The sequence below is a fragment of the Allomuricauda sp. ARW1Y1 genome (assembly GCF_013407935.1).
GTDB lineage: Bacteria > Bacteroidota > Bacteroidia > Flavobacteriales > Flavobacteriaceae > Flagellimonas.
The window spans coordinates 301,923-327,443 of record NZ_JACBZU010000004.1; the positions used below are offsets into that span (position 1 = coordinate 301,923).

Annotated in this window: 20 protein-coding genes and 2 riboswitches; of the genes, 2 read left to right on the forward strand and 18 right to left on the reverse strand. The window is 44.7% G+C overall.

What is annotated here, in order from left to right; all coding sequences use genetic code 11:
- Positions 1–42 precede the first annotated feature (42 nt).
- The 18 genes from GGE08_RS12630 to metK form a co-directional block, all read right to left on the reverse strand.
- Entirely contained in the window at positions 43–846 is an 804-nt protein-coding gene (locus GGE08_RS12630; RefSeq protein ID WP_179385248.1) for a head GIN domain-containing protein, read from the reverse strand.
- Positions 843–1,943, reverse strand: a complete 1,101-nt coding sequence (locus tag GGE08_RS12635) for an acyloxyacyl hydrolase (RefSeq protein WP_179385249.1) — start codon at positions 1,941–1,943, stop codon at positions 843–845. The genes GGE08_RS12630 and GGE08_RS12635 overlap by 4 nt, the downstream gene beginning before the upstream one ends.
- Positions 1,944–1,962: 19 nt before the next feature.
- Positions 1,963–2,916 carry a methylenetetrahydrofolate reductase [NAD(P)H] gene (metF, locus tag GGE08_RS12640; protein WP_179385250.1) on the reverse strand — a complete coding sequence of 318 codons (954 nt, stop codon included), beginning with the start codon at positions 2,914–2,916 and terminating at the stop codon, positions 1,963–1,965.
- A 3-nt stretch (positions 2,917–2,919) separates the two neighbouring features.
- Complete coding sequence (gene metH / locus GGE08_RS12645) at positions 2,920–5,649, reverse strand: methionine synthase (RefSeq protein ID WP_179385251.1); 2,730 nt, start codon at positions 5,647–5,649, stop codon at positions 2,920–2,922.
- Positions 5,650–5,658: 9 nt separating this feature from the next.
- The gene (locus tag GGE08_RS12650) at positions 5,659–6,660 is read right to left on the reverse strand and encodes a homocysteine S-methyltransferase family protein (RefSeq protein ID WP_179385252.1); all 1,002 of its coding nucleotides are present in this window, start codon (positions 6,658–6,660) and stop codon (positions 5,659–5,661) included.
- Between the two features lie 112 nt (positions 6,661–6,772).
- A riboswitch (SAM riboswitch) is annotated at positions 6,773–6,886 on the reverse strand.
- A gap of 115 nt (positions 6,887–7,001) precedes the next feature.
- Positions 7,002–8,063: an NAD(P)/FAD-dependent oxidoreductase gene (locus GGE08_RS12655; protein ID WP_179385253.1), complete on the reverse strand. Its 1,062-nt coding sequence runs from the start codon at positions 8,061–8,063 to the stop codon at positions 7,002–7,004.
- 93 nt (positions 8,064–8,156) lie between these two features.
- The gene (cobA, locus tag GGE08_RS12660; protein WP_179385254.1) at positions 8,157–8,933 is read right to left on the reverse strand and encodes a uroporphyrinogen-III C-methyltransferase; all 777 of its coding nucleotides are present in this window, start codon (positions 8,931–8,933) and stop codon (positions 8,157–8,159) included.
- Positions 8,926–11,016: a HEPN domain-containing protein gene (locus tag GGE08_RS12665; protein WP_179385255.1), complete on the reverse strand. Its 2,091-nt coding sequence runs from the start codon at positions 11,014–11,016 to the stop codon at positions 8,926–8,928. Before GGE08_RS12665 ends, cobA begins: the two co-directional genes overlap by 8 nt.
- 74 nt (positions 11,017–11,090) lie before the next feature.
- Positions 11,091–12,338 (reverse strand): sulfate adenylyltransferase subunit 1, encoded by a 1,248-nt coding sequence (locus GGE08_RS12670; protein WP_179385256.1) that lies wholly within the window; start codon positions 12,336–12,338, stop codon positions 11,091–11,093.
- A 47-nt stretch (positions 12,339–12,385) separates the two neighbouring features.
- The gene (gene cysD, locus GGE08_RS12675; protein ID WP_257024031.1) at positions 12,386–13,294 is read right to left on the reverse strand and encodes a sulfate adenylyltransferase subunit CysD; all 909 of its coding nucleotides are present in this window, start codon (positions 13,292–13,294) and stop codon (positions 12,386–12,388) included.
- 117 nt (positions 13,295–13,411) lie between these two features.
- A complete protein-coding gene (locus GGE08_RS12680; RefSeq protein ID WP_179385258.1) occupies positions 13,412–14,035 on the reverse strand; it encodes a phosphoadenosine phosphosulfate reductase family protein in 624 nt (207 codons plus the stop codon).
- Positions 14,036–14,046: 11 nt separating this feature from the next.
- Positions 14,047–14,310: a DUF2061 domain-containing protein gene (locus GGE08_RS12685; RefSeq protein ID WP_179385259.1), complete on the reverse strand. Its 264-nt coding sequence runs from the start codon at positions 14,308–14,310 to the stop codon at positions 14,047–14,049.
- A gap of 181 nt (positions 14,311–14,491) precedes the next feature.
- Complete coding sequence (locus tag GGE08_RS12690) at positions 14,492–14,899, reverse strand: RrF2 family transcriptional regulator (protein WP_179385260.1); 408 nt, start codon at positions 14,897–14,899, stop codon at positions 14,492–14,494.
- A gap of 55 nt (positions 14,900–14,954) precedes the next feature.
- Positions 14,955–16,121 carry a PLP-dependent aspartate aminotransferase family protein gene (locus tag GGE08_RS12695; protein ID WP_179385261.1) on the reverse strand — a complete coding sequence of 389 codons (1,167 nt, stop codon included), beginning with the start codon at positions 16,119–16,121 and terminating at the stop codon, positions 14,955–14,957.
- Positions 16,122–16,163: 42 nt separating this feature from the next.
- Positions 16,164–16,478 carry a GIY-YIG nuclease family protein gene (locus tag GGE08_RS12700; RefSeq protein WP_179385262.1) on the reverse strand — a complete coding sequence of 105 codons (315 nt, stop codon included), beginning with the start codon at positions 16,476–16,478 and terminating at the stop codon, positions 16,164–16,166.
- 162 nt (positions 16,479–16,640) lie between these two features.
- Positions 16,641–20,024: a bifunctional aspartate kinase/homoserine dehydrogenase I gene (gene thrA, locus GGE08_RS12705; protein WP_179385263.1), complete on the reverse strand. Its 3,384-nt coding sequence runs from the start codon at positions 20,022–20,024 to the stop codon at positions 16,641–16,643.
- A gap of 78 nt (positions 20,025–20,102) precedes the next feature.
- Positions 20,103–20,206, reverse strand: a riboswitch (SAM riboswitch).
- 100 nt (positions 20,207–20,306) lie between these two features.
- A complete protein-coding gene (locus tag GGE08_RS12710; RefSeq protein ID WP_179385264.1) occupies positions 20,307–22,241 on the reverse strand; it encodes a CocE/NonD family hydrolase in 1,935 nt (644 codons plus the stop codon).
- Positions 22,242–22,343: 102 nt separating this feature from the next.
- On the reverse strand, positions 22,344–23,597 hold the full coding sequence (metK, locus tag GGE08_RS12715; RefSeq protein ID WP_179385265.1) for a methionine adenosyltransferase: 1,254 nt from the start codon (positions 23,595–23,597) through the stop codon (positions 22,344–22,346).
- A gap of 321 nt (positions 23,598–23,918) precedes the next feature.
- Between metK and GGE08_RS12720 the strand changes: the two genes are divergently transcribed.
- A complete protein-coding gene (locus GGE08_RS12720) occupies positions 23,919–24,536 on the forward strand; it encodes a deoxynucleoside kinase (protein WP_179385266.1) in 618 nt (205 codons plus the stop codon).
- Positions 24,537–24,742: 206 nt separating this feature from the next.
- Positions 24,743–25,459: an energy transducer TonB gene (locus tag GGE08_RS12725; RefSeq protein ID WP_179385267.1), complete on the forward strand. Its 717-nt coding sequence runs from the start codon at positions 24,743–24,745 to the stop codon at positions 25,457–25,459.
- Positions 25,460–25,521: the final 62 nt, after the last annotated feature.

Sequence of the window (25,521 nt, forward strand, 5' to 3'; positions counted from 1 at the left end):
ATCGAAAATAAAGAGAAAAATGATGTTTTTTGAAAATCAATGTCAATCCTCAAAAATCAATCGACCATTGAAAATTTCTTCCACATCGATTTCTGGCGGGGTATTGACGCTGATTACATTGCCCGTCCCCCGAATAACGCCCGATAAGCGTTGCTGCGGATTCACAAAAACATCATTGGAACCTCGGTGATTGACATTTACATTTTCCGAAACTAGATTTTCTGCTTCAATTCTTGAGTCTCCAGCTGCTACACTAACAGTAAAATTTTTCGTTTCCCCACGAAGTTTGAAATAAGCAATGCCGTTCACCACAATCCTCACATTGGTAGCACTAAGGTGCATATCAAAAGAACCATCCGTAGTGTCTGCTTCGGGATTATTAAAACTTTCGGCAACCAGATTGAGGTTGGGGTATGTCAACACCCCATCACTTGAAATTAAAAGTCCGGTGCTGCTGCGTATGTCGGTGAGGTTGGGAGCAGTCACATAAATTGTGGTCAGCCCGTAGTCGCGTACAAAATTGCAGCCATTTTCGTTCCGTAGAATGAGACGGTTGTCCTCTACCACAGCAGAAACCTCATTGAGCAAATATTCCCCAGTTTCCACTTCAACGCCATATGTTTCTCCCTGTTTAACGACCAAATTGAGGTTTTCAAAAACAGTAATCTTGCTAAAATCCGACACTTCGATGGGCCGGCGCACCAAATCACCAGCGTTTTGGAAACAGTCGGGAACATTGTCGCCGTTGCAAGAGATTAACAGAAAGGTGAACAGTATCAAAAACACCCCTAAAGTCCCCTCAAGGGGACACTTCGTATTTTGTGTTTCGTACTGTATCCTTTTCATAATCGTATTCCTATTCCAAATTCAATGGCCTCTGCCTTCGCCCCATGCGATTTAAGGGTCACGGCACCAAAAACTTTATTCCCAAAATACCGTTTCAACCCTATCCGATTGTATACCCTACCTTCAAAATCAAAGGGATAATATACATAATACCCCAATTGGGTCACCACGCTCAATTTGTTCACAAACAGTTCATGGCCTATAAAAACCCCTACCCTTTTATAATCCGTATCGGGGGCTACTTCAAGTTCGGGAAAAGAAATGGACTGATAGCGTATCAATTCTTTTAAAAAATTTGAAAAGAAGATATCGGTTCCCAATTGAATGGCACTCCGATTGCCCAATCGTTTATCCGCATAGGCCGAAACTATGGCAAAGCCATATTGCCCCATGTTGATGACATCGCTCTCATTGACCCCGCCACGAAGCACCAAATTATATCGGATGGGCTCTTTGATTCTTTCCTTGGGTTCAGGTTCCAAGTAGTCCATTTCTACGGCTTGGTTCAGATCATACGTGAGCCCAAAATTGAAAGCCATCGTATTGGTGGAGGTGTTGGGAGCCTTAAAGTTTGCATTGGAGTAATGTAATAGGGAAATCCCAGCCTTAAAACCCAGTCCAGCTACAATGTTCTCCTTATGATAGTTGAACATCAACATGGTGGAACTCAACAAATGGGTACCGTAGGCATTGTTCCTAAAGTTTTCGGTCCTATCGTACGGATTGGTGTTATACGAGATACCCTGCGCGACCCTAAACTGCAAGTTCCGTTTGAAGAAATAAAAATTATAATGCGCATACAATCCAAAATGCTTACCCAGGGTTGGATTGTTCATATCCTGATAAACAAAAGAAAAACCGGTATCGGGATATCCCAAATCGGCTTCCCAATCTTCGTGACCGAATCGTTTCCTGTTGAAACCGATAATAACCCCGCCGGGGTGATTGGTAATCAAATGGGAAATATCCGGATTGTGTAGAAGAATGGAACCATAAAATTGGCTGATATCCAAGGTATACTTCTTGGGAATGTCACCGTCTTGGGCAAATCCAAAGCAAAAAAACAACAGAAAAACCAAGTACAGTAGGTGCTTCATGGGACGCTAAAGTAGGAAATTAAAAAAGTTCCCGAGCTATGTCCATGATATTATCCGATTTACCCATGGAGTAGTAATGCAACACGGGCACTCCTGCTTCCCGAAGTTCCTTGGATTGTTGAATGGCCCATTCCACACCCACTTTACGGACTTCCTTGTTATCCTTGCAGGCCTCCACGGCATCGATAAGATCTTGCGGAATATCCACCCGGAACACTTGTGGCAATAAATGAAGGTGTTTTTTTACAGCAATCGGTTTGATTCCAGGAATGATTGGCACATCTATTCCCATTTCTCGGGCCGCTTCTACGAAAGCAAAGAATTTTTTATTATCAAAAAACATCTGGGTGACCACATAATCCGCTCCCAAGTCCACCTTCTCCTTTAAACGTTTTAGATCAGATTGAAGCGATGGGGCTTCCATGTGTTTTTCAGGGTACCCTGCCACACCGATACAAAAACTGGTCAACTCGCTTGACTCAAAAGTTTCGTGCAGATAATTTCCTTTATTAATGTTCTGAATTTGTGCAACCAACTCTGTCGCATATTGATGCCCGCCTTTGGTGGGAGTGAAATACTTTTCTTCTTTTCTTGCATCTCCGCGCAAGGCCATCACGTTTTCAATCTCCAGATATTGGCAGTCCACCAGCAAATACTCCGTCTCCTCTTTGGTGAATCCACCACACAGCACGTGGGGAACGGTATCCACATCATACTTGTGCTTTAATGAAGCGCAAATGCCCAAGGTCCCGGGACGGGTACGAATCAGTTTTTTGTCCAACAGACCATCTTTTTCCTTATAGATGTATTCCTCGCGAGAGGTCGTCACATCAATGAACGGAGGTTTGAATTCCATCAAAGGGTCGATGTTGTTGTACAGTTCCTGAATGCTCTTTCCTTTTACGGGCGGCACAATTTCAAAACTGAAAAGGGTTTCGCCGTTCGCCTTTTTTATGTGGTCGGTAATCTTCATCGGTTATTCATCAACAATATTGGGAGCTAGCCATTTTTGGGCTTTCTCCAAAGTTATATGTTTTCGTTCGGCAAAATCCTGAACTTGGTCCTGTTTTATTTTTCCCAAACCAAAATACTTGGCCTCGGGATGTGCAAAATAATACCCACTGACACTGGCAGCGGGCCACATGGCCAGACTATCGGTGAGTTTCACCCCTATTCTTTCCTCCACCTGCATCATTTCCCAAATGGTTAGCTTTTCCAAATGATCGGGACAGGCAGGATAGCCAGGTGCCGGTCGGATGCCACGGTACTTTTCCTTGATCAATTCATCGTTGTCCAAATTCTCGTCAACGGCATAGCCCCATTGTTTGGTACGTACCTCTTTGTGCAGATATTCAGCAAACGCCTCGGCAAACCTATCCGCCAAGGCTTTGATCATGATTGAGTTGTAATCATCGTGGTTCTTTTCGAACTCCGCAGCCAATTCCTGTGTTCCAAATCCTGTGCTCACACAAAAGCAACCAATATAATCCTGAATTCCAGATGCTTTGGGCGCTATAAAATCGGCCAAGGCGATATTGGGTACCCCAGCCCGTTTTTTGGTTTGCTGGCGAAGGGTCCTAAACAGGAAGGTTGCATCTTTTGTCATTTCGATCGCATCCGATTCATCACCTCTTGCCTGCGCTCGGGGTGACAAGTGCACTTCAATATCATCTTCGTTGACTTGATTGGCTGGAAACAATCCGAAAATAGCCTTGGCCTTCAACAACTTTTCGTCCAATATTCGCTGTAGAAGTACCTTCGCATCCTTAAAAAGTTCCTTGGCCTGCTCGCCAACCACTTCATCGTTCAAGATATCAGGATACTTGCCATGCAAATCCCAACTTCTAAAAAATGGAGACCAATCGATAAAATCTACCAGTTGTTTCAAGTCAAAATCGTCCCATACCTCAATACCCAATTGGTTTGGCTTTTTGATGTCCGATGGCTTCCAATCGATTTGAAGCTTGTTTTCCCGAGCCTGATCCAAGGTTAAATATTCCTTTTGCTTGCCACGTTTTAGAAACTTCTCCCTAAAACTTTCGTAATCCAGTTTGATGGATTTTTTATAGTTGGCGGAGGTCTCTTCCTGCAATAAGTCGCCCACCACGGTTACGGCCCTGGAGGCATCATTGACGTGCACCACGGCTTGACTGTATTGCGGGTCGATTTTTACAGCCGTGTGCGCCTTGCTCGTTGTCGCACCACCAATCAACAAGGGAACATCGAAGTTTTGGCGTTCCATTTCTTTTGCCAAGAAGACCATTTCGTCCAATGAAGGTGTAATGAGTCCGCTCAATCCAATGATATCTACTTGCGCTTCCTTGGCCTTATTGATGATTTTCTCTGGGGGTACCATCACGCCCATATCCACAATTTCATAATTGTTGCAAGCCAGGACCACGCTTACAATATTCTTTCCGATGTCATGAACATCACCTTTCACGGTGGCCATCAATATTTTTCCGGCCGCCTTGGCATTCTTGTCTTTGGAAGCCTCAATATAGGGTGTCAAATAAGCTACGGCCTTTTTCATCACACGGGCGGATTTGACCACTTGGGGCAAAAACATTTTTCCGCTGCCGAACAGATCACCTACTACATTCATTCCCGTCATCAAGTTGCCCTCGATGACTTCCAAAGGTTTGGCTGCCTGTTGGCGGGCCTCCTCCACATCTTCGATGATATATTGGTCAATGCCCTTCACCAAGGCCCGGGTAATCCGATCCTGGAGCGGGTCTTGCCGCCAAGACAAATCGACCTTGCTTTCCTTGGCTGTTCCCACAACGGTCTCTGCAAATTCGAGCAATCGTTCGGTAGCATCGTCGCGCCTGTTGAGCAGTACATCCTCCACGTGCTCCAATAAATCCTTTGGGATATCATCGTACACCTCCAACATAGTTGGGTTTACGATACCCATGTTCATTCCAGCTTTGATGGCATGGAACAAAAAGGCGGAGTGCATGGCCTCACGAACGGGGTTGTTCCCCCTAAAGGAGAAGGATACGTTGCTCACACCACCACTCACGCTGCAATAGGGCAGGTTTTCCCGCACCCAGCGTGTGGCCTCGATAAAATCGATGGCGTTATTCTTATGCTCATCCATACCCGTGGCCACGGGAAAAATGTTCAGGTCAAAGATGATATCCTCGGGAGGGAAATTCACCTCGTTGACCAAAATATCGTAGGAACGCTTCGCAATCTCGATGCGACGTTCGTAGTTGTCAGCTTGCCCCACCTCATCAAAAGCCATTACGATCACGGCTGCACCGTATCGCTTGATCAATTTGGCATGATGGATAAACTCTTCCTTGCCTTCTTTCAAGCTGATGGAATTCACCACGCATTTACCTTGCACCACTTGAAGACCGGCTTCAATAATTTCCCATTTGGAACTATCGATCATGATGGGTACACGGGCAATATCGGGTTCGGAAACGATCAAATTCAAGAACCTGACCATGGCTTCCTTACCGTCAATAAGGCCATCATCCATATTGATGTCGATGATCTGGGCCCCACCCTCCACTTGTTCGCGGGCGATATCCAAGGCTTCATCGAATTTTTCTTCTTTGATGAGCCTTAAAAAACGCTTGGAACCTGCCACATTGGTACGTTCCCCCACATTGATGAAATTACTTTCCGGGGTGACGACCAAGGGCTCAAGACCCGATAATTTTAGGTATCGCTGTTCTTTATTCGTTGCCATAAGCCTTCGCTATGCGTGCGTCAAAACTTTTCGAGGTTCATAATTCTTTACCACTTCTGCAATGGCCTTGATATGTTCCGGAGTGGTGCCGCAGCAACCGCCTACGATATTGACCAATCCTTTTTCCACATACTCCTTTATTTGAATTGCCATTTGTTCGGGTGTTTCGTCATATTCCCCAAAGGCATTGGGCAATCCCGCATTAGGGTGGGCGGATATGGCAAATTCCGATTTTGCCGACACCACCTCCAAATGGGGCACCAACTGTTTGGCTCCCAAAGCGCAATTGAAACCTACGGACAAAATGGGAATATGGGATATCGAAATCAAGAAGGCTTCGGCAGTCTGACCGGACAATGTTCTGCCCGAAGCATCGGTGATGGTTCCACTGACCATCACTGGCACATTGATGTTTCGTTCTTCCTTCACCTCTTCAATGGCAAAAAGTGCTGCTTTTGCATTTAGGGTATCAAAAATAGTCTCCACCAACAAAATATCGGCACCACCATCGAGAAGGGCTTCGATTTGTTGTTTGTACGCTATACGTAGCTCATCAAAGGAAATAGCGCGGAAACCCGGGTCGTTCACATCGGGCGACATACTGGCCGTTTTGTTGGTAGGCCCAATACTACCCGCCACAAACCTCGGTTTATCGGGATTTTTATCGGTAAACTCTTGGGCCACTTCCTTGGCAAGCTTCGCCGACTCATAGTTCAGTTCGTAGACCAATTCTTCCATGCCATAATCGGCCATGGCTATGGTGGTCCCAGAAAAGGTGTTGGTTTCGATGATGTCCGCCCCCGCTTCCAAAAACTTGCGATGGACTTCCTTCACCGCATCGGGTTGGGTCAAGGATAACAAATCGTTGTTGCCCTGCAGATCACTGGGCCAATCCTTGAACCGCTCACCCCTAAAATCGGCTTCCTTGAATTTGTAGCGCTGCAACATGGTACCCATGGCCCCATCCAGCACTAAAATCCGTTGTTTCAATATGTCTTCAATTTTTCCCATAACATAGTTTTCCTTCAAAAGAAGGATGTGGCGAAATCAAGAAAAGTGTGTGGATACGTTGCGGTATGCGTTTCGTTATCCTTCCCCCTATACCCATGTTAGGTATGAATACGCTCCATGTGGCCCCCAAACAAATTGCGGACCGGGGTAGAATGTAGCACCTTCTCGAAGACGAGGGTTGCTAAGGCTTCAAAGGGTCCAATCCCTCCACCTTTCTTGATAACACTTTCAATTTATACATGAACTGAACTGCAAAGAAACGGTACTCTCCAGTCAAAAACAAAAAAACCTCCCAAAATCGCTTTCGGAAGGCTTTTCGCTTCTAAAAACAACTAATTTTCTTAGTTGATGCTCTGCACCACTTCTTTTTTGGCCTCTTTTTTGGAACCATCAAACCCTTGTACGCCCCCAACGGTGGTATACTTCATCACAAATCTTTTATCGGGGTTGATGATTTGATACGCATATTGGCACATCACGGCCGCTTCGTGAAACCCGGACAGGATCAACTTGAGTTTGCCCGGATAGGTATTCACATCTCCAATGGCAAACACCCCTGGGATGTTGGTCTGATAATCCTTGGCATTGTTCACCTTGATGGCGTTTTTCTCGATTTCCAACCCCCAGTTGCCCAATGGCCCCAATTTTGGGGAGAGTCCGAACAGCGGGATAAAGTAATCGGTTTCCACATAGGTGGATTCCTTTTCACCATCGTTGTATTCAATAACTACTGCATGCAAATCTTCCTTTCCATGTATTTCTTTCACTTCGGCCTTGGTGTAGAGTTGAATCTTGCCCAGTTTGGCGAGTTCGCGTGCCTTTTCAACCGAATCCAAAGCTCCGCGGAACTCATTTCTTCGGTGTACCAAAGAAACTTCCGAAGCCACATCGGCCAAGAAAATGGCCCAATCCAAGGCAGAATCGCCACCACCGGATATGACCACTTTTTTGTCCCGGAACTGCTCCGGGTCCTTGATCATATATTCTACCCCTTTGCTTTCAAAAAGTTCAATGTTGGGAATAAGGGGCTTTCTGGGTTCAAACGAGCCCAAACCACCCGCAATAACAACAACCGGGGCATGATGCTGGGTTCCCTTGTTCGTGGTCACGATAAAGGAACCGTCTTCTTGTTTGTCCAAAGTCTCCGCACGCTCACCCAAGGTGAAACCGGGCTCAAAAGGCTTTATTTGCTCCATGAGCTTATCCACCAAAGTACCCGCCAAAATCTCCGGATAGGCAGGAATATCGTAAATAGGCTTCTTTGGATATATCTCGGAACATTGCCCGCCAGGCTGTGCCAAGGCATCGATTAAATGACATTTCAACTTGAGCAATCCTGCTTCAAAAACGGTAAACAGTCCGGTTGGACCGGCTCCAATGATAATGATATCTGTTTTGATCATATTTCTCTTTTTAAATAGTCTTAAAGTCCCCTTCCACTGCCTAACTGCAACAAGCGAGCGCTCGGGATGACAAAATCTGACCCGATTCTTGATTTAAATTTTCTCTAGCAATTTTATTTCTTGATGTTGGTAGCTGTTTTGGATATCCACCATGTTTTGACGATGATTGACCACCTCCCCAATCACAATAATAGCTGGATTGGACAACTGCTGCTCCCTTACCTTGTCCTCAATCGAAGTAACCGTGCCAATTCCTATTTTTTCGTGTTTCGTGGTTCCATTCTGAATAATGGCCACTGGGGTATCCTCTCTACCTTCCTTTTTGAAGAGCTGCATGATTTCCCCAAGTTTGGACATTCCCATAAGTATGACCACGGTGGCATTTGATTTGGCTGCCAAAGCCACATCGTTGGATAATTTATGTTCTTTCGTGGTCCCCGTGATTACCCAAAAACTTTCCGCTGCTCCCCTTTTGGTGACTGGAATGTTTTGTGAAGCGGGTACGGACAATGAAGACGAAATACCTGGAACCACATCCACTTCCACCCCAAAGGCTGCGGCATGCTCCATTTCTTCGGCTCCCCTTCCAAAAACGAAAGGGTCTCCCCCCTTTAACCTGACCACGTGCAATCCCAGCGTCGCGCGTTCCACAATCAAATCATTGATTTGGGCTTGTTGGTACGAGTAACATCCTTTGCGTTTGCCTACAAATATTTTTTCGGCTTTGGGAGCATATTCCAATAGTTCGTTGGACACCAAAGCGTCGTACAGTAGCACATCGGCATTTTGTAAAGCCTTTACGCCTTTGAGCGTTATCAAATCCTCATCGCCCGGGCCTGCGCCCACCACTGTCAACTTTCCTCTACGCATGTTGCAACTCTATTTTTCTGAACGCTTCCAATCGTTGCAATACCTCTTTGGCATCTTGCAAATAGGATTTTGCAAAGGCTTCAGACGGTTCGTTCTTATTCAATTGAAGGGCTATATTGGCAAACCCGCCCTCAAAGGCTATTTTTCCAGATTCCACATACAGCTCATCAAAATCCTTGACGATACTGGCATGGGTATTGGTCTTCACTTTTTCCGATGTCAATAATGCTTTGGCGGAATTGACTATGGATTGATAGGAATAATAAATGCTCGCTGCCCATTTATTTTCTTGGAGGGTTTCTTCGGCTTTTTCAATCTTCTCTTGACTCTCCAGGAAGAGGGTTGCCACAAGGTCAACTATCACGCCTGCACACTCTCCAATTCCTATCTCTTGTTTATACTTTTCCTCGTTCCCCCAATCGATAAAATCATCTTGGGTGAGATTTTCAGTATCGGTCAATGGTTTTAGAAAATCATAGAAATATAACTGCCCCTTTTCCTCATAATAATCGGTGAAGGAGGCTCCATTTCCGTTGGCTTCAAAATCGTCCAAAATAAGACGCAAAGCCTGTGGGCCTCTCTTGCTTGGGATTTTGGCTACTTTATCCGCAAATCGGGCCCTGCCATCGCCAAAATTTCCACCTCCCAACAAAACCTGAAGCGCAGGTGCCACCAACTTATCCTTGGTCCGAACAGACATTCCTTGGAAACCGATATGCGCCATATTGTGCTGTCCGCAGGCATTCATGCACCCGCTGATCTTGATAACAACATCTGGATTTTTGATGTATTGTGGATATTCCGCCTTGATGACCCTTTCGAGTTCGGCTGCGATTCCGGTACTGCTGGCAATACCCAGATTACAGGTATCGGTTCCGGGACAAGCCGTTATGTCCAATGCTTTGTTGTATCCCGCTTCGGCAAAACCAAGTTTTTGGAGTTCCTGATAAAAGAAGGGAACCAATTCCTCCTTCACGTAGGGAATCAAAATATTTTGTCTGAGCGACAAACGAATCTCTCCGGCCGCATAGTCCTGAACCAATTGGGCCAATTCGCGTGCCTTGTCGGTATAGAAATCTCCCAAAAGCACCTTGATACCGATAGCCACAAAGCCCTCTTGTTTTTGGGGCACCAAATTGGTGGATTTCCAGTCCTCAAAGGCTTGTTTATCCTCAATAACCACTTTTGGCGTTTCTACCTCGGCCACCTTCACTTCAGGATAACTATCGATTTCGATGGGATAGGTATGATGTGGAATCGCCAATTGTTCTTCTTCCAGCAACTTTTTGAATCCATCGAGACCCAAATCCTTCAGCAAGAACTTCATTCGGGCCTTTGCCCTACTTTTACGTTCCCCGTACCTATCGAACACACGGATGACCCCCTCCATCAACGGGATGATTTTGTCGGTGGGCAAAAAGCTGTATAGTTCATCGGCATGCCTCGGCTGTGAACCTAATCCACCTCCGAGCATTACCTTAAAACCTCTTTCACCATCCTTTTCCTTGGCAATAAAGCCTAGGTCGTGCATATAGGAAAGTCCGGTGTCGGCATCGCTTGCGGAGAAGGACACTTTAAACTTCCTTCCCATTTCCTGTCCTATGGGATTCCTAAGAAAATACTCAAAAACGGCCTGGGCGTAGGGAGAAACATCAAAGGGTTCGTCCACATCGATTCCGGCAGTTTCGCTGGCGGTTACGTTCCGCACCGTGTTTCCACAGGCTTCTCTCAGGGTAACCTTGTCTTTTTCCAACTGGGCCCAAAGTTCAGGAGTGCGTTCCAAATCGACGTAATGGATTTGGATATCCTGTCGGGTGGTGATGTGCAACCTTCCTCTGGAATACTCATCGGAAACATCGGCAATACGGAGCAATTGGTTGGATGTGACTTTTCCGTAGGGCAACTTGATTCGAATCATCTGAACCCCAGGCTGGCGTTGTCCATATACCCCACGTGCCAAACGCAGGCTACGGAATTTTTCCTCGTCCATTTCACCACCTTTGAACTGACGAATCTTCTTCTCCAATTCGATGATGTCCTTCTCAACCACCGGGTTTTCCATTTCTGTTCTAAAGCTTTGCATAATCTAGTTTTCCTATCTGTTTTATAGATTTTATGTAAAAAAACGCCCCTTCTCCCTTGCTAGACAAAAGAGAATTATTCTATAAATCCAACACCTGCTGTATTGTTCGTGCGGCTATCAATAATGATAAAGGAGCCATTGGTTCGGTGATCCTTGAACTTATCATAAAAAATAGGCTTGTTGAGTCTTAACCGCACCTTGGCAATATCGTTCATCTGCAGTGAAGTCACATTTTCCTCGATTCCAGAGTAGTCTGGATGGATTTTGTGCTCAATGGCATCCACTTTGGCCAACACCTTGTTTACACCATGTTGAAGCACATACTTACCTCCGGGAGTGAAACTGGCACTATCCATCCACGATACCGTTGCCGAGAGTTGTTTATCAATCGTAGGCAAGTCACCTACCTTGACCAACATATCCCCACGGCTTACGTTGACCTCATCTTCCAACGTTATGGTCACCGAAGACCTTCTTGGAGCCGTTTTGTACTGTTTATCATAAAAATAAATGTCCTTTATCCTGGATTTGGTCATCGATGGCAACACCACAACTTCGTCGCCCACATTGAGCTCCCCGCCATACACTTTTCCTGCAAATCCACGAAAATCGTGGAATTCCTCCGTTTTGGGACGGATAACGTACTGCACCGGAAAACGCGGCGTTCCCGTGTTGTAAATATCCTTCTGGTCCAGTTCCTCCAAATGTTCCAAAAGGGTTTGACCACTGTACCAGAGCATATTTTTGGAACGATTCACCACATTGTCGCCCTTTAGTGCACTCACTGGAATAAAGGTGATATTCTGGTCTTGGTAATCTCTCTTTTTCATCAATTCCTGAAAATCGGACTTGATCTTAGTATAAGTTTCCTCCGAAAAATCGACCAGATCCATTTTGTTGATGGCCACTATTACATCCTTAATCCGTAACAGATTATTGATAAAAAAGTGGCGATGCGTCTGTTCGATAACACCTTTTCGTGCATCGATCAAAATAATGGACGCCTGTGATGTCGAAGCTCCGGTAACCATGTTCCTAGTGTATTCCACATGGCCAGGGGTATCGGCGATAATGTAACTTTTGGATGGGGTGGAAAAGTAAATGTGGGCCACATCTATGGTGATACCCTGCTCCCTTTCGGCCACCAATCCGTCGGTCGCCAATGAAAAATCAAGATAATCGTACCCTTTTTGTTTACTGGTCCGCTCGATGGCTTCCAATTTATCGTCTGTCATGGATTTGGTGTCGTACAATAATCTTCCGATCAAGGTACTCTTACCATCGTCAACACTACCTGCTGTTGCTATCTTTAAAACTTCCAATGCTTTATCTTCTGTTTTTCCACCAAAGTGGGATTGACTTTTTATTTTTAGAAATATCCTTGTTGTTTGCGCTTTTCCATCGCCGCTTCGGAGCGCTTATCGTCGATTCGGGCACCACGTTCAGAAATTCTGGAGTCCCTGATCTCAGAGACCACCTTGTCTATGCTATCGGCATGCGATTCCACGGCCGCGGTACAACTCATATCACCAACAGTCCTAAAACGCACCATCCGCTCTTCCACTTTTTCATCCTCGGCCCTAAAAACAACCTCATCTTCCGCAGACCATATCAGTCCATCCCGAAGGAAGGTTTTTCGTTTGTGAGCGAAATAAATGGATGGTATTTCGATGTTTTCCTTTTGGATATAGCTCCACACATCAAGTTCGGTCCAGTTACTGATTGGAAAAACCCGCACGTTCTGTCCCATTTCGATTTGCCCGTTGAGCATATCAAAAAGTTCAGGGCGCTGGTTTTTCTCGTCCCATTGGCCAAAATCGTCCCGGACCGAAAAAATACGTTCCTTGGCCCTTGCCTTTTCCTCATCCCTTCGGGCACCCCCGATACAGGCGTCAAACTTAAATTCCTCTATGGCATCCAACAAAGTTGTCGTTTGAAGCATATTCCTGCTGGCGTACTTTCCGGTTTCCTCTACCACTTTTCCCTCATCGATGGAATCCTGAACATTTCGAACAATCAGTTCCACACCCAATTCTTCCACTAACCTATCCCTAAATTCAATGGTTTCGGGAAAGTTGTGTCCCGTATCGATATGCATCAATGGGAATGGAATTTTGGCCGGCCAAAATGCTTTTTGTGCCAAACGTACCAAGGTGATGGAGTCTTTTCCACCGGAAAACAACAGAACAGGCTTTTCAAACTGTGCTGCAACCTCTCGCATGATATAAATGGCCTCGTGCTCCAACGCATTGGCACTTGGCCTATCAACTCCGTTCAAGGTTTGTGGTTTTTTGATTTCTTCTGTGAGTGTGTCCAAAGCTTATTTCTATTTTAACCTCTCGACTGCGCCTGTCTGGCGACAAAGGCAGGCTCAAGGTGACAATTCATACTTTTTTTAGGTATGCAAACCGCATTCACGATTTGCCAAGACTTTTGTTGGATCAAAATATTTGTGCTCGTTGGGTAATTGGCGGGCTTTTAGGTAAGCATCCAATTGGGTATCGCTCCAATGATAAAAAGGACTTACTTTCAGCACGCCATCTTTGCTCAGACTCAATACATCCAAGGAATCACGATGAGCGGTCTGACCTTTTCGCAGGTTAGTGAACCATACATCAGGTTTATGTTCTTCCATCGCCCTACGGAAGGGTTCCAATTTTACCTGCTCCGTAAATTCTTCGTGCAAGGGGTCATCGATTTGAGGGATACCCATAACAGCGTCGCGATGGGCGCTTGTTTGTTTGGGCACATAGAGCTTAACATTGAGTCCCAACCGGGAAATCAGCTCTTCCGCATGTTTATAGGTTTGGGGCGTATTGTAGCCCGTATCGCACCAAATTACCGGGATATTGGCATCAACTTCGGTCACCGCATGAAGGATGGCCACTTCATACGGTCTAAAATTGGTGGTGACCACAGGTTTTTTACCATGGTTAATGGCCCATGAGATGATTTCCTCTGGTGGAATGCCCTTAAATTGACGGTTCAAATTCTGAATCTCTTCTTGTGTCAATGCCATTGCCTACTATTTTATTTACCCCACTTGATGGAGTTCCAAATTCGTTCATGAAAAAAATAAAGCACCATTTTGGTGACCAATTCCACCAAACCAATTGAAAACGCAAGACTTAGGGTACCGGTTACAATCCATGAAATAATGATGGTATCCAAAGTGCCAACTATTCGCCAGCTAATCGATTTTACTATACTCCGCTTGGGACTTTCGGAAGCACTATCTTTTGTGTAGGTGCTCTGCTGTTTTTCGCCTTTTAAAATCAATTGATCGGTTATCATTTTTGCTCCTTTATTATCCTACTGATTTGGTAGGAATTTCAAAAGTAAACTTTATTTTGAGAACGAAAAGCAAATTCTATCTTAAATTTTCGGTTTACCCTATAGTTTTAGTAGATTATCGAAAATAAAGATGAACTTTTAGGGATTTCGAATTCAAGAAAATAGATGGATCAACAACTTATCAAAGTAAATCGGCGAGGGAGTTGTTGCGGTAAACATCCAAGGCGCTATCACGTACTTGAAGCATAAGTTTGTGAACGGAACATTCTTCCTCATCGGGACAATCGTCACATTTTTCGTAGAAATTCAGGCTTACGCAGGGTACCATGGCTATCGGTCCTTCCAAAACTCGCATCACGGTAGTCATGTGGATTTCTTTGGGGTCTTTGATCAAATAATATCCACCACCCTTTCCTTTTTTGGAGCCCAACAGTCCATTGCGTCTTAGGGTAAGTAAAATACTTTCCAAGAATTTTTGGGAAATGTTCTCGCACTTGGCGATCTCGGCAATCTGAACAGGTTCCCGTCCCTCGACCCTTGCGAGATAGGTAAGTGCCTTAAGTCCGTATTTTGTCTTCTTGGAGAGCATCTTACGAAGATAGGGAAAATTAACACTGCATGGACAAAACCCGCCGCCAGAAAGATTAGCCCAATGCTTGGGCGATGTCCGCAATAATGTCGTTAATGTGCTCCAGACCTACCGACACCCGAACCATTCCATCAGAAATACCAACGGCATTGCGCTCTTCGGTAGTCAGCTTACTGTGTGTGGTGGATGCAGGGTGCGTAACAATGCTTCGAGCATCGCCCAAATTGGCGGAGAGGGACAACAGTTGGATGCTATCGAAAAAATTCCGACCAGCTTCCAGGCCTCCCTTCACTTCAAAGGCAACTACACAGCCTCCTGCTTTCATCTGCTTTTTGGCTATTTCGTATTTGGGGTGTGACTTCAAAAATGGGTATTTTACCCATTCAATTTTATCATGGCCTTCCAAGTAGGTAGCCAATTTCAGGGCGTTTTCGCAATGCCTATCCACACGAATCGCCAAGGTTTCCAAACTTCTGGATAGCACCCAGGCGTTGAAGGGCGACAATGCCGGACCGGTTATTCGGGAAAAGCGGTATACCTTATCCATCAATGCTCCACTACCTACGGTGATACCAGCCAAGACCCTTCCTTGACCGTCCATTAGTTTGGTACCGGAGTGGATGACCAAATCCGCACCAAATTTTATGGGTTGTTGTAAATAGGGTGTCGCAAAACAGTTATCAACAATAAAAATGAGGCCGTGTTTCTTGGCTATTCGAGACAGTTCCTCCAAATCCAGGACGTCCACCCCAGGGTTTGTCGGAGTTTCTGCATAAAGAATTTTGGTGTTGGGCCGAATCAATCCTTCGATTTCCGAAAGGTCATTGGCATCAAAATAACTGCTTTCGATATTCCATTTCGGAAAAAACTGGGTGAACAGAGTATGGGTAGAGCCAAAAATACTTTTGGACGAAACCACATGATCCCCGGCATCCAACAGTGCGGCCAAGGTCGAAAAAACCGCTGCCATTCCTGAGGCGTAGGCAAAACCGCTTTCCGCTCCCTCCATTTGGCAAACCCTATCGATTAACTCGGAGGAGTTGGGGTTGGAATATCTGGAGTAAATATTTCGTTCCTTTTCTTCTGCAAAAGACGCACGCATATCCTCTGCATCTTCAAAAACAAAGCTGGAAGTCATATAAATAGGGCTGGAATGCTCCAAATTTTGACTTCGCTCCATTTGTGTCCGTATGGCTTTTGTCTCGAATTTTTTGTCTTTCATTGTCTTTACTTTTTTCGGTGGCTGAGCGTAGTCGAAGCCACTTTATTTTTTCTCCTTATAATATTTAAAATTCGTCTCGTTTTTGCACTCGGACAAATTTGGTAGCGCATCAAAATCTCCAGTTATCAATGCTTCCTTCTTTGCTCTCGACCATCCCTGAATTTGTTTTTCACGTTCAAAAGCCGTCGCAATATTTAAATACTCTTCTACATATACCAACTTAATCGGCAATCTTTTCTTCGTATGATTTGCACCTTGGCCATTATGATGTTCATTTATTCGTTTCTGCAAATCAATAGTGCTGCCGGTGTAGTAACTTCCATCTGAGCACTCCAATATGTAGAGGTATCCTTTCATTTCTCAATGTGGCTTCGACTACGCTCAGCCACCGTAACAATTATTTGAATCAACTATTTCGACTGTGCTCAACCACCTTTACGATTTTTTCAACTAGCTATTTCGACTACGCTTATCCACTGCATTCACTAACTCATTTCTTTCCTTTGAAACATGCTCAAGCTACACTTTCTCCGCTATTCGCAAAATATCCCCGAAGACGCCTCTCGCTGTCACCGCGGCTCCAGCACCGGCGCCTTGAATCACCAGGGGCTGTTCTCCGTAAGATTCTGTATAAATTTCGATAATGGAATCCGAACCTTTTACCTGTCCCAAAGCACTTTCTTTGGGCACGGAAACCAATTTCACTTCTAAAATCCCCTTATCCTGCTGCAAATCGCCATGTAGATCGCCCACATAACGTAGCACGTGGCCCGATTCTTGGCTATCCTTGATTCCCTTGTAGTTATGGTCCATTTCAGCAATGCGCTCCATAAACTGTTCAAACTCCAAGGTTTGAAGTTCTTCTGGAATCAGGTTTTGCACACTGATGTCGGAAAACTCATTTTGAAGATCCAACTCGCGGGCCAAAATCAACAATTTTCGCCCCACATCATTACCTGACAAATCTTCCCTCGGGTCGGGTTCCGTAAAGCCTTTTTGCATTGCTTCCCTGACAATTTCGGAAAATGCCACTTCCTTCCCAGAAAAAGTATTGAAAATGTAGGACAGTGATCCCGAAAACACGCCTTTGATTCTTGTAATGTTCTCCCCGGAAAGATGCAATAGTTTGATGGTATCTATCAAGGGAAGACCTGCACCAACATTGGTTTCATAGAGGTATTGTTTTTGATTTTTGTCCAAGCATTTTCGTATGGACCTGTATTTCTCAAAGCTCAGGGTATTGGCAATCTTGTTAGAAGAGACCAAATCAAAACCATGGGCAATCAACGGCTCATATTGCTCCACAAATGTTTTGCTCGCCGTATTGTCCACGGCGATCAAGTTCTCCAAATGGTACTTTTTGGCAAAGGCCGTAATGTCTTCCAGTTGATAGGGCCGACCTTCCTTTTCCAAACGTTCTTTCCAATCCGCTCCCACGCCCGAAGCATCTAGAAGTACCTTTCTGGAATTGGCTACGGCAAACACCTTTAGGTCGATACCCTTTCGCTCCTCAATGTTGTTTTTTGAATCCAATATTTGGCTGATCAACGTACCCCCCACATTACCATGTCCAAAGAGGGCCAGATTGATTTTCTTGGCAATTCCGAAAATCTGTCCGTGAATGACATTGATGGCTTTGTTCAAATCAGATTTTTTGACCACCATGCTCACGTTCTTGCCCGTAACCGTGTTATTGAACAACAACGGAATAATCTGGTTTTTGGCCAAGGCGTTGAAGGGCTTATGGAAACTGCTCAGGTCCATTCCTACAATGGAAATCACCGAAACATCCTTGACCACGGAGATTTGGTTGATATCCTGGGAGGAATAATCGGTTTCGAACTCCAAATCAAGTACTTTTTTGGCTTTATCCGCCTTAGAGGCATCGACCACCAAGCCAATCCCTCTTTCAGAGGAACCCTGTGACACAATGCCCACACTGATTCCATTTTGACCCAAGGCCCTAAAAATCCGCATGTCCACCCCAACTTTACCGAGCAATCCCCTGCCCTCCAAATTGATGAGTGCCATATGGTCCAGTACGGAAAGGGATTTGATTCCGCCGTTTTCGGTCTTTGGGCCGATTAATGTCCCTTGGTTATTATCATTAAAGGTATTGCAAATGCGCAAGGGTATGTTTTTTTCAATCAGAGGGATGATGGTCTTCGCATGCAAAATATTTGCCCCAAAGTTGGCCAATTCGTTGGCTTCTCCGTAGGATATCACATCGATCAAGCGAGCATCTTCCACCAAATCCGGATTGGCGGTAAAAATTCCGTCCACATGGGTATAATTGATCAACTCGCCCGCATCCAAAAAGTTGGCCAATAGGGCAGCGGAATAGTTGCTTCCGTTTCTGCCCAAAGTTGTTGTGGAACCATCCCGGTTGGAACCGATAAACCCAGTAACAATGGGAATGGTATCTTTTTCTAGTTCATGGAAATAGCGGAGCACATTTTCCTTGGATGTTCCTTGGTCCACCTCTGCATTGCTATAGTTGTCGTCCGTTGTGATCAACTTCCTCGAATCAAAAAGCTTTGCCTTTAATCCCTTGGCATTGAGCGCAGCGGTTACATATTTGGCGGACAACAATTCGCCAAAAGATAGCACCTCATCCTTGGTCTTTAAACTGTAATCACCCGTTAAGGAGACTCCGTTTAATATTTTCTCTATGGTGGCCAGCTCTTCGCCAAGATCCACGCCATCGAAATTGTTCTTTTGATAGTCGGCAAACTTTTTAAGGTCTGTCTGGAAATCGGCTCCTTTGGACGCTTTTTCCAACAAACTCTCCAGCTGGTCCGTAGCTTTGCCCCGAGCGGAAACCACTACTGCAAAATGCTCCTCCTCTTCATATCGTTTACGAATAATCCTCAACACTCGGTCTATCCCCTCACCGTTGGCCAACGATTTCCCGCCAAATTTCAAAATTTTGATACGCTCCGTATTCTTTTGGAAAACGGTCTCCAACAATTTTTCCAACTGTTCAAACTCCATCAAAAAGGCATCATGTCCATGCACGGATTGTACCTCACCGTAGGTCACATTGGTATTGGCCTGGGCCAATCGCTTAAAGGTTTCCTTGTTTTCTTCAGCGGTGAAAAACAAATCGGAATTGACCCCGACAATATGGATTTTGGTATCGCTCTCCTGCAATGCCCTAAAGGCTTCTTCACCGTTCCGGGTAATGTCGATGGACTTTAATAATTGGTTCATCAACTTATAGGCGGACAATTGGAAACGCTCCTGCAACTTTTTACCGTGGTGCATCAACCAAGATTCCACATTGAAAACCTGTAGCTCTTCATTGGTACTTCGCTTAAATCGTTCTTTGAACGATTCCGGTGTACGGTAACACAACATCGCATGCATGCGCGCATCGTGCACAGGCTGTTTGGAGTTGACCAAAAATTGTTCCTGAATCTGACAATTGGCAATGAGCCAATCCGTGGACTTCCAATCAGATGCCACTGGAATCAAATGTTCTGTGATGTTTGGGTTGAGAGCTGCCATTTCCCAGGCAATACCTCCCCCAAGGGAACCACCGATAATTACGAACAATTTCTCGATATTTAATTGTTCCAATCCCCAAAGGAATATCCTTGCGATATCGGCGGCGACAAAATCCTTGTAGTTATCGATAACAAAACCATCGAAACCATTGCCCGGAATGTTAAAGGACAAAATGGTGTATGTGTCCGTATCGATACATTTTCCTTCCCCGATCAAATCGGACCACCATCCATCTTTTCCTGCCACATTGGAATTGCCGGTAAGTGCATGATTTACCAAAACAATCGGTGCCGTGTGCAAGGGTTTTCCAAAAACCTGGTATGACAATTGTATGTCCTGAACAGAACCACTTGCTGTTTTAAAATCCGATATGGCCAAATGCCTTAAATCCATACAAAAAAGTGATAGGCCCAAGGGCCGATGATTACTAAAAAATAAGGTTATAAGAAAAGATGGCAGAAACTACCCGTGTTGTTATCTATTCCCTGAGGGATAGAATGTAGCACCTTCTCGACAAGCGTCAAGGGTTGCTAAGGCTTCAAAGGGTCTATTCCCTCCACCTTTCTTGATAACTTACAATACATATTTGAACTTCGTGGACAAATATACTGATGGAAAGGTCGATTTTCCTAATCTTTTGGAAAATTTTCAAAAATCGACCTCACCAATAGCTTTTTATTTCAATACCGTAAACTCAATATTGGAATCGGTAAATACGGTATGGGTCTGTGTCTTGAAATCGGATTCGTCCGCCTTAAAGATGTTGTCCACGTAGGTTTGTGGATTCAAATCAATAAGCGGAAACCAGGTGCTTTGTACCTGAATCTGCAATTTGTGCCCCTTTTTAATGGTATGGAACACATCTTGAAGCTTAATGTTCACATCGGTTTTCTCGTTGGGCGTGAAGGGCTCTGGATCGGAAAAGCTATTTCGGAACCTGCCGCGAAGCACCTCGCTCCTCACCATTAAATGATAATTGCTCAATTTAAGGTGGTCCTGCATTTCCTCATTGGTCTCGGCATCCGGTGGGTGCACATCAATGACCTTTACGATCCAGTCGGCGGCGGTGCCCGTAGTGGCTACCTTCAATTTGGCCATAATATCTCCTGCCAAAGTAAAGTCTTCTTGCATGACATCGGTTTCAAAAACCAACACATCGGAACGACGGGCCGCAAAACGCTGATCGTCCGTCATGTATTTGCGTGGGGTAAATACCGTTTTTACATCTTCGGAATACGGAACGGGCTTCTTTACGTCGCTGATAAACCGGATTCCCTTGATTTCTTTTTGTTCGGTGGTGAGTTCTTGGTTGTCCGAAAGGTACATAGTCTGTTTGGTGGCATTCTTTGGTGGCCATGTATCATATTTTCTCCATTCCTTCTTTCCTGAATCGAACACATATGCTTCGGGTAGGCCAGAATCCTTGTCTCCCTCCCCTTTCAAAAAGTGATTGAAAAACTTGGTCTCAATTTCCTTTTGATAGAACAATGAAATGGAATCTCCAAAATAATAATTGCCTACGGCATTGCGCACCTTGTCCCGTGCCCAAGCACCATGATCCCATGGTCCGAACACTATGGTATTGTAATTGTCCTTGTTGTATTGTTCTATGTTTTTGTAGGTTTCCAGCGGTCCGTATAGGTCCTCGGCATCAAACCAGCCGCCTACGATCATGGTGGCCACACTGCTCTTAACGTTCTTTAAATGTTGGATCAGTCCCCTGCTCTGCCACATTTCATCATAATTCGGGTGTTCCTTGAGTTCGTTCCAAAAGAAATCATCGGTTACACCTTCGGGGCGCATTGTTGGGGTGTCTGCCGTTTCGTATTCAAAAAAGTAATCGAGATTTTTCAAAGGACCTGCATCCAAAAAGAACTGATATTGGTCCTCCGTGGGCAAGCTGGGCAATGTATACCATGCCGTATCGATGGGAGCATCCCCATTGGGCCGTGGGGTCCCGAAGAGCGAAGTCGCCCTAAAATAGCTCAACAAATAAGCACCATTATGGTGAAAATCATCAAAAAAGAAGTCACCAATACAAGCTTGGGGCGAAGCGGCCTTTAAGGCTGGATGCGCATCCACAGTGGCGTAGGTGGCGTAATAACCGGGATAGGAAATCCCCCAAACACCCACATTTCCATTGTTATTCTCCACATTGTTTACCAACCATTCAATGGTATCGTAAGTATCCGAGCTCTCATCCACCTGATCATTCGAAGTTTTATTAGGAATGTAGGCCCTCATATTTACATAATGGCCTTCGCTCAGCCATCGTCCCCTTACATCTTGGTAAACGATAATGTTTCCCTCTTTCATCAAATGTTCATTGGGACCGATTTTTGTCCTAAAATTGCCTTCGCCGTAGGGTCTGGAACTGTAGGGGGTACGTTGCATGATGATGGGGTACTTTTTGGAAGTATCCTTAGGGGAATAAATGGTCGTGTGCAGTTTTACCCCGTCCCTCATCTCAATGTCAACCTCTTTTTTGGTGTAGTTATCGGCAACATAGGTATCTACCGTTTCAGTTTGCGTTTTGACGGTCTTTTTACAACCAACGGCAACAAACAACACTAACATTCCAAGGAACAGGATTCTGAACGAACTTCTCATACGTTTAATTTTTGATAGGCTAAAGCTACTAAAGTTCGGGAGAGTATGCCAATAAAAAAAGGAGCCCAAAAGCTCCCTTTTTCTTTTATTGATGTTGATGGATCAAAGGCCAAAGGTTTCCTTTACCTTATCCACCATATCCAATTTTTCCCAAGTGAAGAGTTCCACTTCTTTTTCAATACGCCCATTGTAAGGGGATTCAAAAACCTTGTTTACCGTTCTGGGCTCTTTTCCCATGTGTCCGTAAGCGGCTGTTTCCAAATAAATAGGATTACGAAGTTTCAAGCGTTCCTCAATGGCAAACGGACGCATATCAAAAAGTTCAGATGCTTTTTTGGCTATTTCACCATCACTCATTTTTACATTTGAAGAGTTGTAGGTATCTATAAAAATAGAGGTGGGTTCTACCACTCCAATAGCATAGCTCACTTGCACCAAAATTTCACCTGCAACCCCTGCGGCCACCAAGTTTTTGGCCATGTGCCGTGCAGCATAGGCCGCACTTCTATCCACTTTGCTAGGGTCTTTTCCGCTAAAGGCACCACCTCCATGGGCCCCTTTACCGCCGTAAGTGTCCACAATGATTTTCCTTCCGGTAAGACCCGCATCACCATGGGGTCCTCCGATTACGAACTTTCCGGTTGGATTAATGTGGTATTTGATATTATCGTTGAACAATTTCTGGATACTTTCCGGCATCAGTTGTTTCACCTCTGGAATCAAGATATTGACGATGTCGCTCTTAATTTTCTCCAACATGGCCTCGTCGGTATCAAACTCGTCATGCTGAGTGGAAACCACTATCGTATCGATGCGTTGGGGAACATTGTCATCAGAATATTCAATGGTTACCTGGGCCTTGGCATCCGGTCTCAAATATGAAATTCGGGTGCCTTCACGTCTCAAATCGGCCAAAACCTCCAAAATTTTGTGCGAGATGTCCAATGCCAAAGGCATATAATTGGACGTTTCAGTGGTAGCGTAGCCGAACATCATCCCTTGGTCACCTGCCCCTTGCTCTTCTTTGCTGCCGCGATCTACGCCTTGGTTAATATCTTGCGATTGTTCGTGAATCAGGGAAATTACACCACAGGAATCCCCGCTGAACTTATATTCACCTTTGGTGTATCCAATTTTGTTGATGACCTCTCTAGCAATGCTCTGCAAATCCACATAGGTATGGCTTTTCACTTCCCCGGCCAAAACAACTTGTCCGGTGGTCACCATGGTTTCGCAGGCTACCTTACTTTCAGGGTCAAAGGCCAAAAAATTATCCAATAAAGCATCACTGATTTGATCTGCAATCTTATCGGGATGTCCTTCACTAACAGATTCTGATGTAAATAAATACGCCATTTCCAATTTTTTAAAAAATGTAAAGATTTGACCAAAGTGCGAAGAAGTTCTTAACCTTGAAGAAGGGGCACCAACCGAAGCCAGCGCGAACTGCTTTAGCATTTTTACTCGCCCTTTTTGGGCAATCGAGGTTGCAATCAGTCAAATCTTTCCTCGTTTTGAGGGGCAAAAGTACATATTTACCGCTTATTTTAAAACTTTGTTCGCACCTAATCCAACATCGCCCGTTTGAACCAGTTTATTTTCGATAAGCGGATTAACTTTGTATATTGCGGCGATTAGATTTCCCTCATACCAACAACTAAAAAATATTCACATCATATGCATATTGCTGTGGCAGGCAACATTGGGGCCGGAAAAACGACGTTGACCAATTTACTTGCAAAACATTACAAGTGGGAGGCCCATTTTGAGGATGTGGTGGATAATCCTTATTTGGATGACTTTTATACCCAGATGGAGCGTTGGAGCTTTAATCTTCAAATTTACTTTTTGAACAGTAGGTACCGCCAAATCCTAAAGATCAGGGAGAGTGGAAAAAGTGTGATCCAAGACAGGACCATTTACGAGGATGCCCATATTTTTGCACCCAACCTACATGCCATGGGGCTCATGACCAACAGGGATTATGAAAATTACAAAGGACTTTTTGAGTTGATGGAAAGTTTGGTCCAGCCGCCCGATCTTTTGATATACCTTCGTAGTACCATTCCCAATTTGGTGAACCAGATTCATAAACGCGGACGTGAGTACGAGAATTCCATTTCCATTGATTACCTCAGTCGTTTGAACGAGCGCTACGAAGCATGGGTAAACACCTACCAAAAAGGAAAGTTGCTCATTTTTGATGTGGACAACATCAATTTTGTAGATAATCCTGAAGATTTGGGTGAAGTCATCAATCGTATCGATGGAGAAATCCACGGTTTGTTCGAGTAAGCTACCTTAGATACCAGCGTAACACCTTTACAAATTGCAACAACTTTGAGTTTGAACTCCGTTTTCAGGCTGGTGTGCCCTGTTTCCCTCATTCAAATGTACCGTTGACTCATTCCTGATTTACATCCGTCATTTTTCAAACTAGTTTAGGCTTGGGATACACCCACTGCTATTAACTAGGCCTATGGCCAAAAACTTTGAAAATTATGGAACCGAAAAAAAATCCGCACCTTGATGTTAAGCGAAACAGCATGCTCTACTTTTTCATGGGGATGACATTTGTACTTTTAATGGCCTATTTGGCATTGAACTGGAAAACCTATTACTCGGATGACACCTGGGACGTGGGGGCCGTAAAAGTAAATGAAGACTTGATCGAGGAAACCCCTTTCTTGAAGTTGAAACTTCCCGACCCTCCACAGCCCAAAATCCAAAGTCCTCCCAAAATCGAAATTGCAGAGGATGATGAAAAAGTGGAAGAGACGGTTATTGAGGCAAACGACGTAGATCAGGACACGGAAATTTCCGATATTGAATCCATTGATGTGGTAGAGGATGATATTCCTGACGAGATTCCGTTTATCCTGATTGAAAACGCACCCATTTTTCCCGGTTGCGAAAACCAAAGGACCGAAAAGGAAAAAAGGGCATGCTTCCAGGAACAAATGTTAAAACATATCCGTAAGAACTTCCGGTATCCTGAAGTCGCCCAAGAATTGGGACTGGAAGGTCGTGTAAATGTCATTTTTACGGTACAGAAAGATGGGAGCATTGGCGATGTTCGCCTGCGAGGTCCACATGAGAGTCTAGAAAAGGAAGCTGCGCGCATCATCTCCAAATTGCCAAAGCTGCAACCTGGAAAACAAAGAGGTACACCTGTTAAAGTACCCTACTCCATTCCCATCACCTTCAAATTAAACTAAAACTTTTGACGTTCAACCATTAAGAGAAACTACGTAAACTAAAAAAACCACGCCAATGGCGT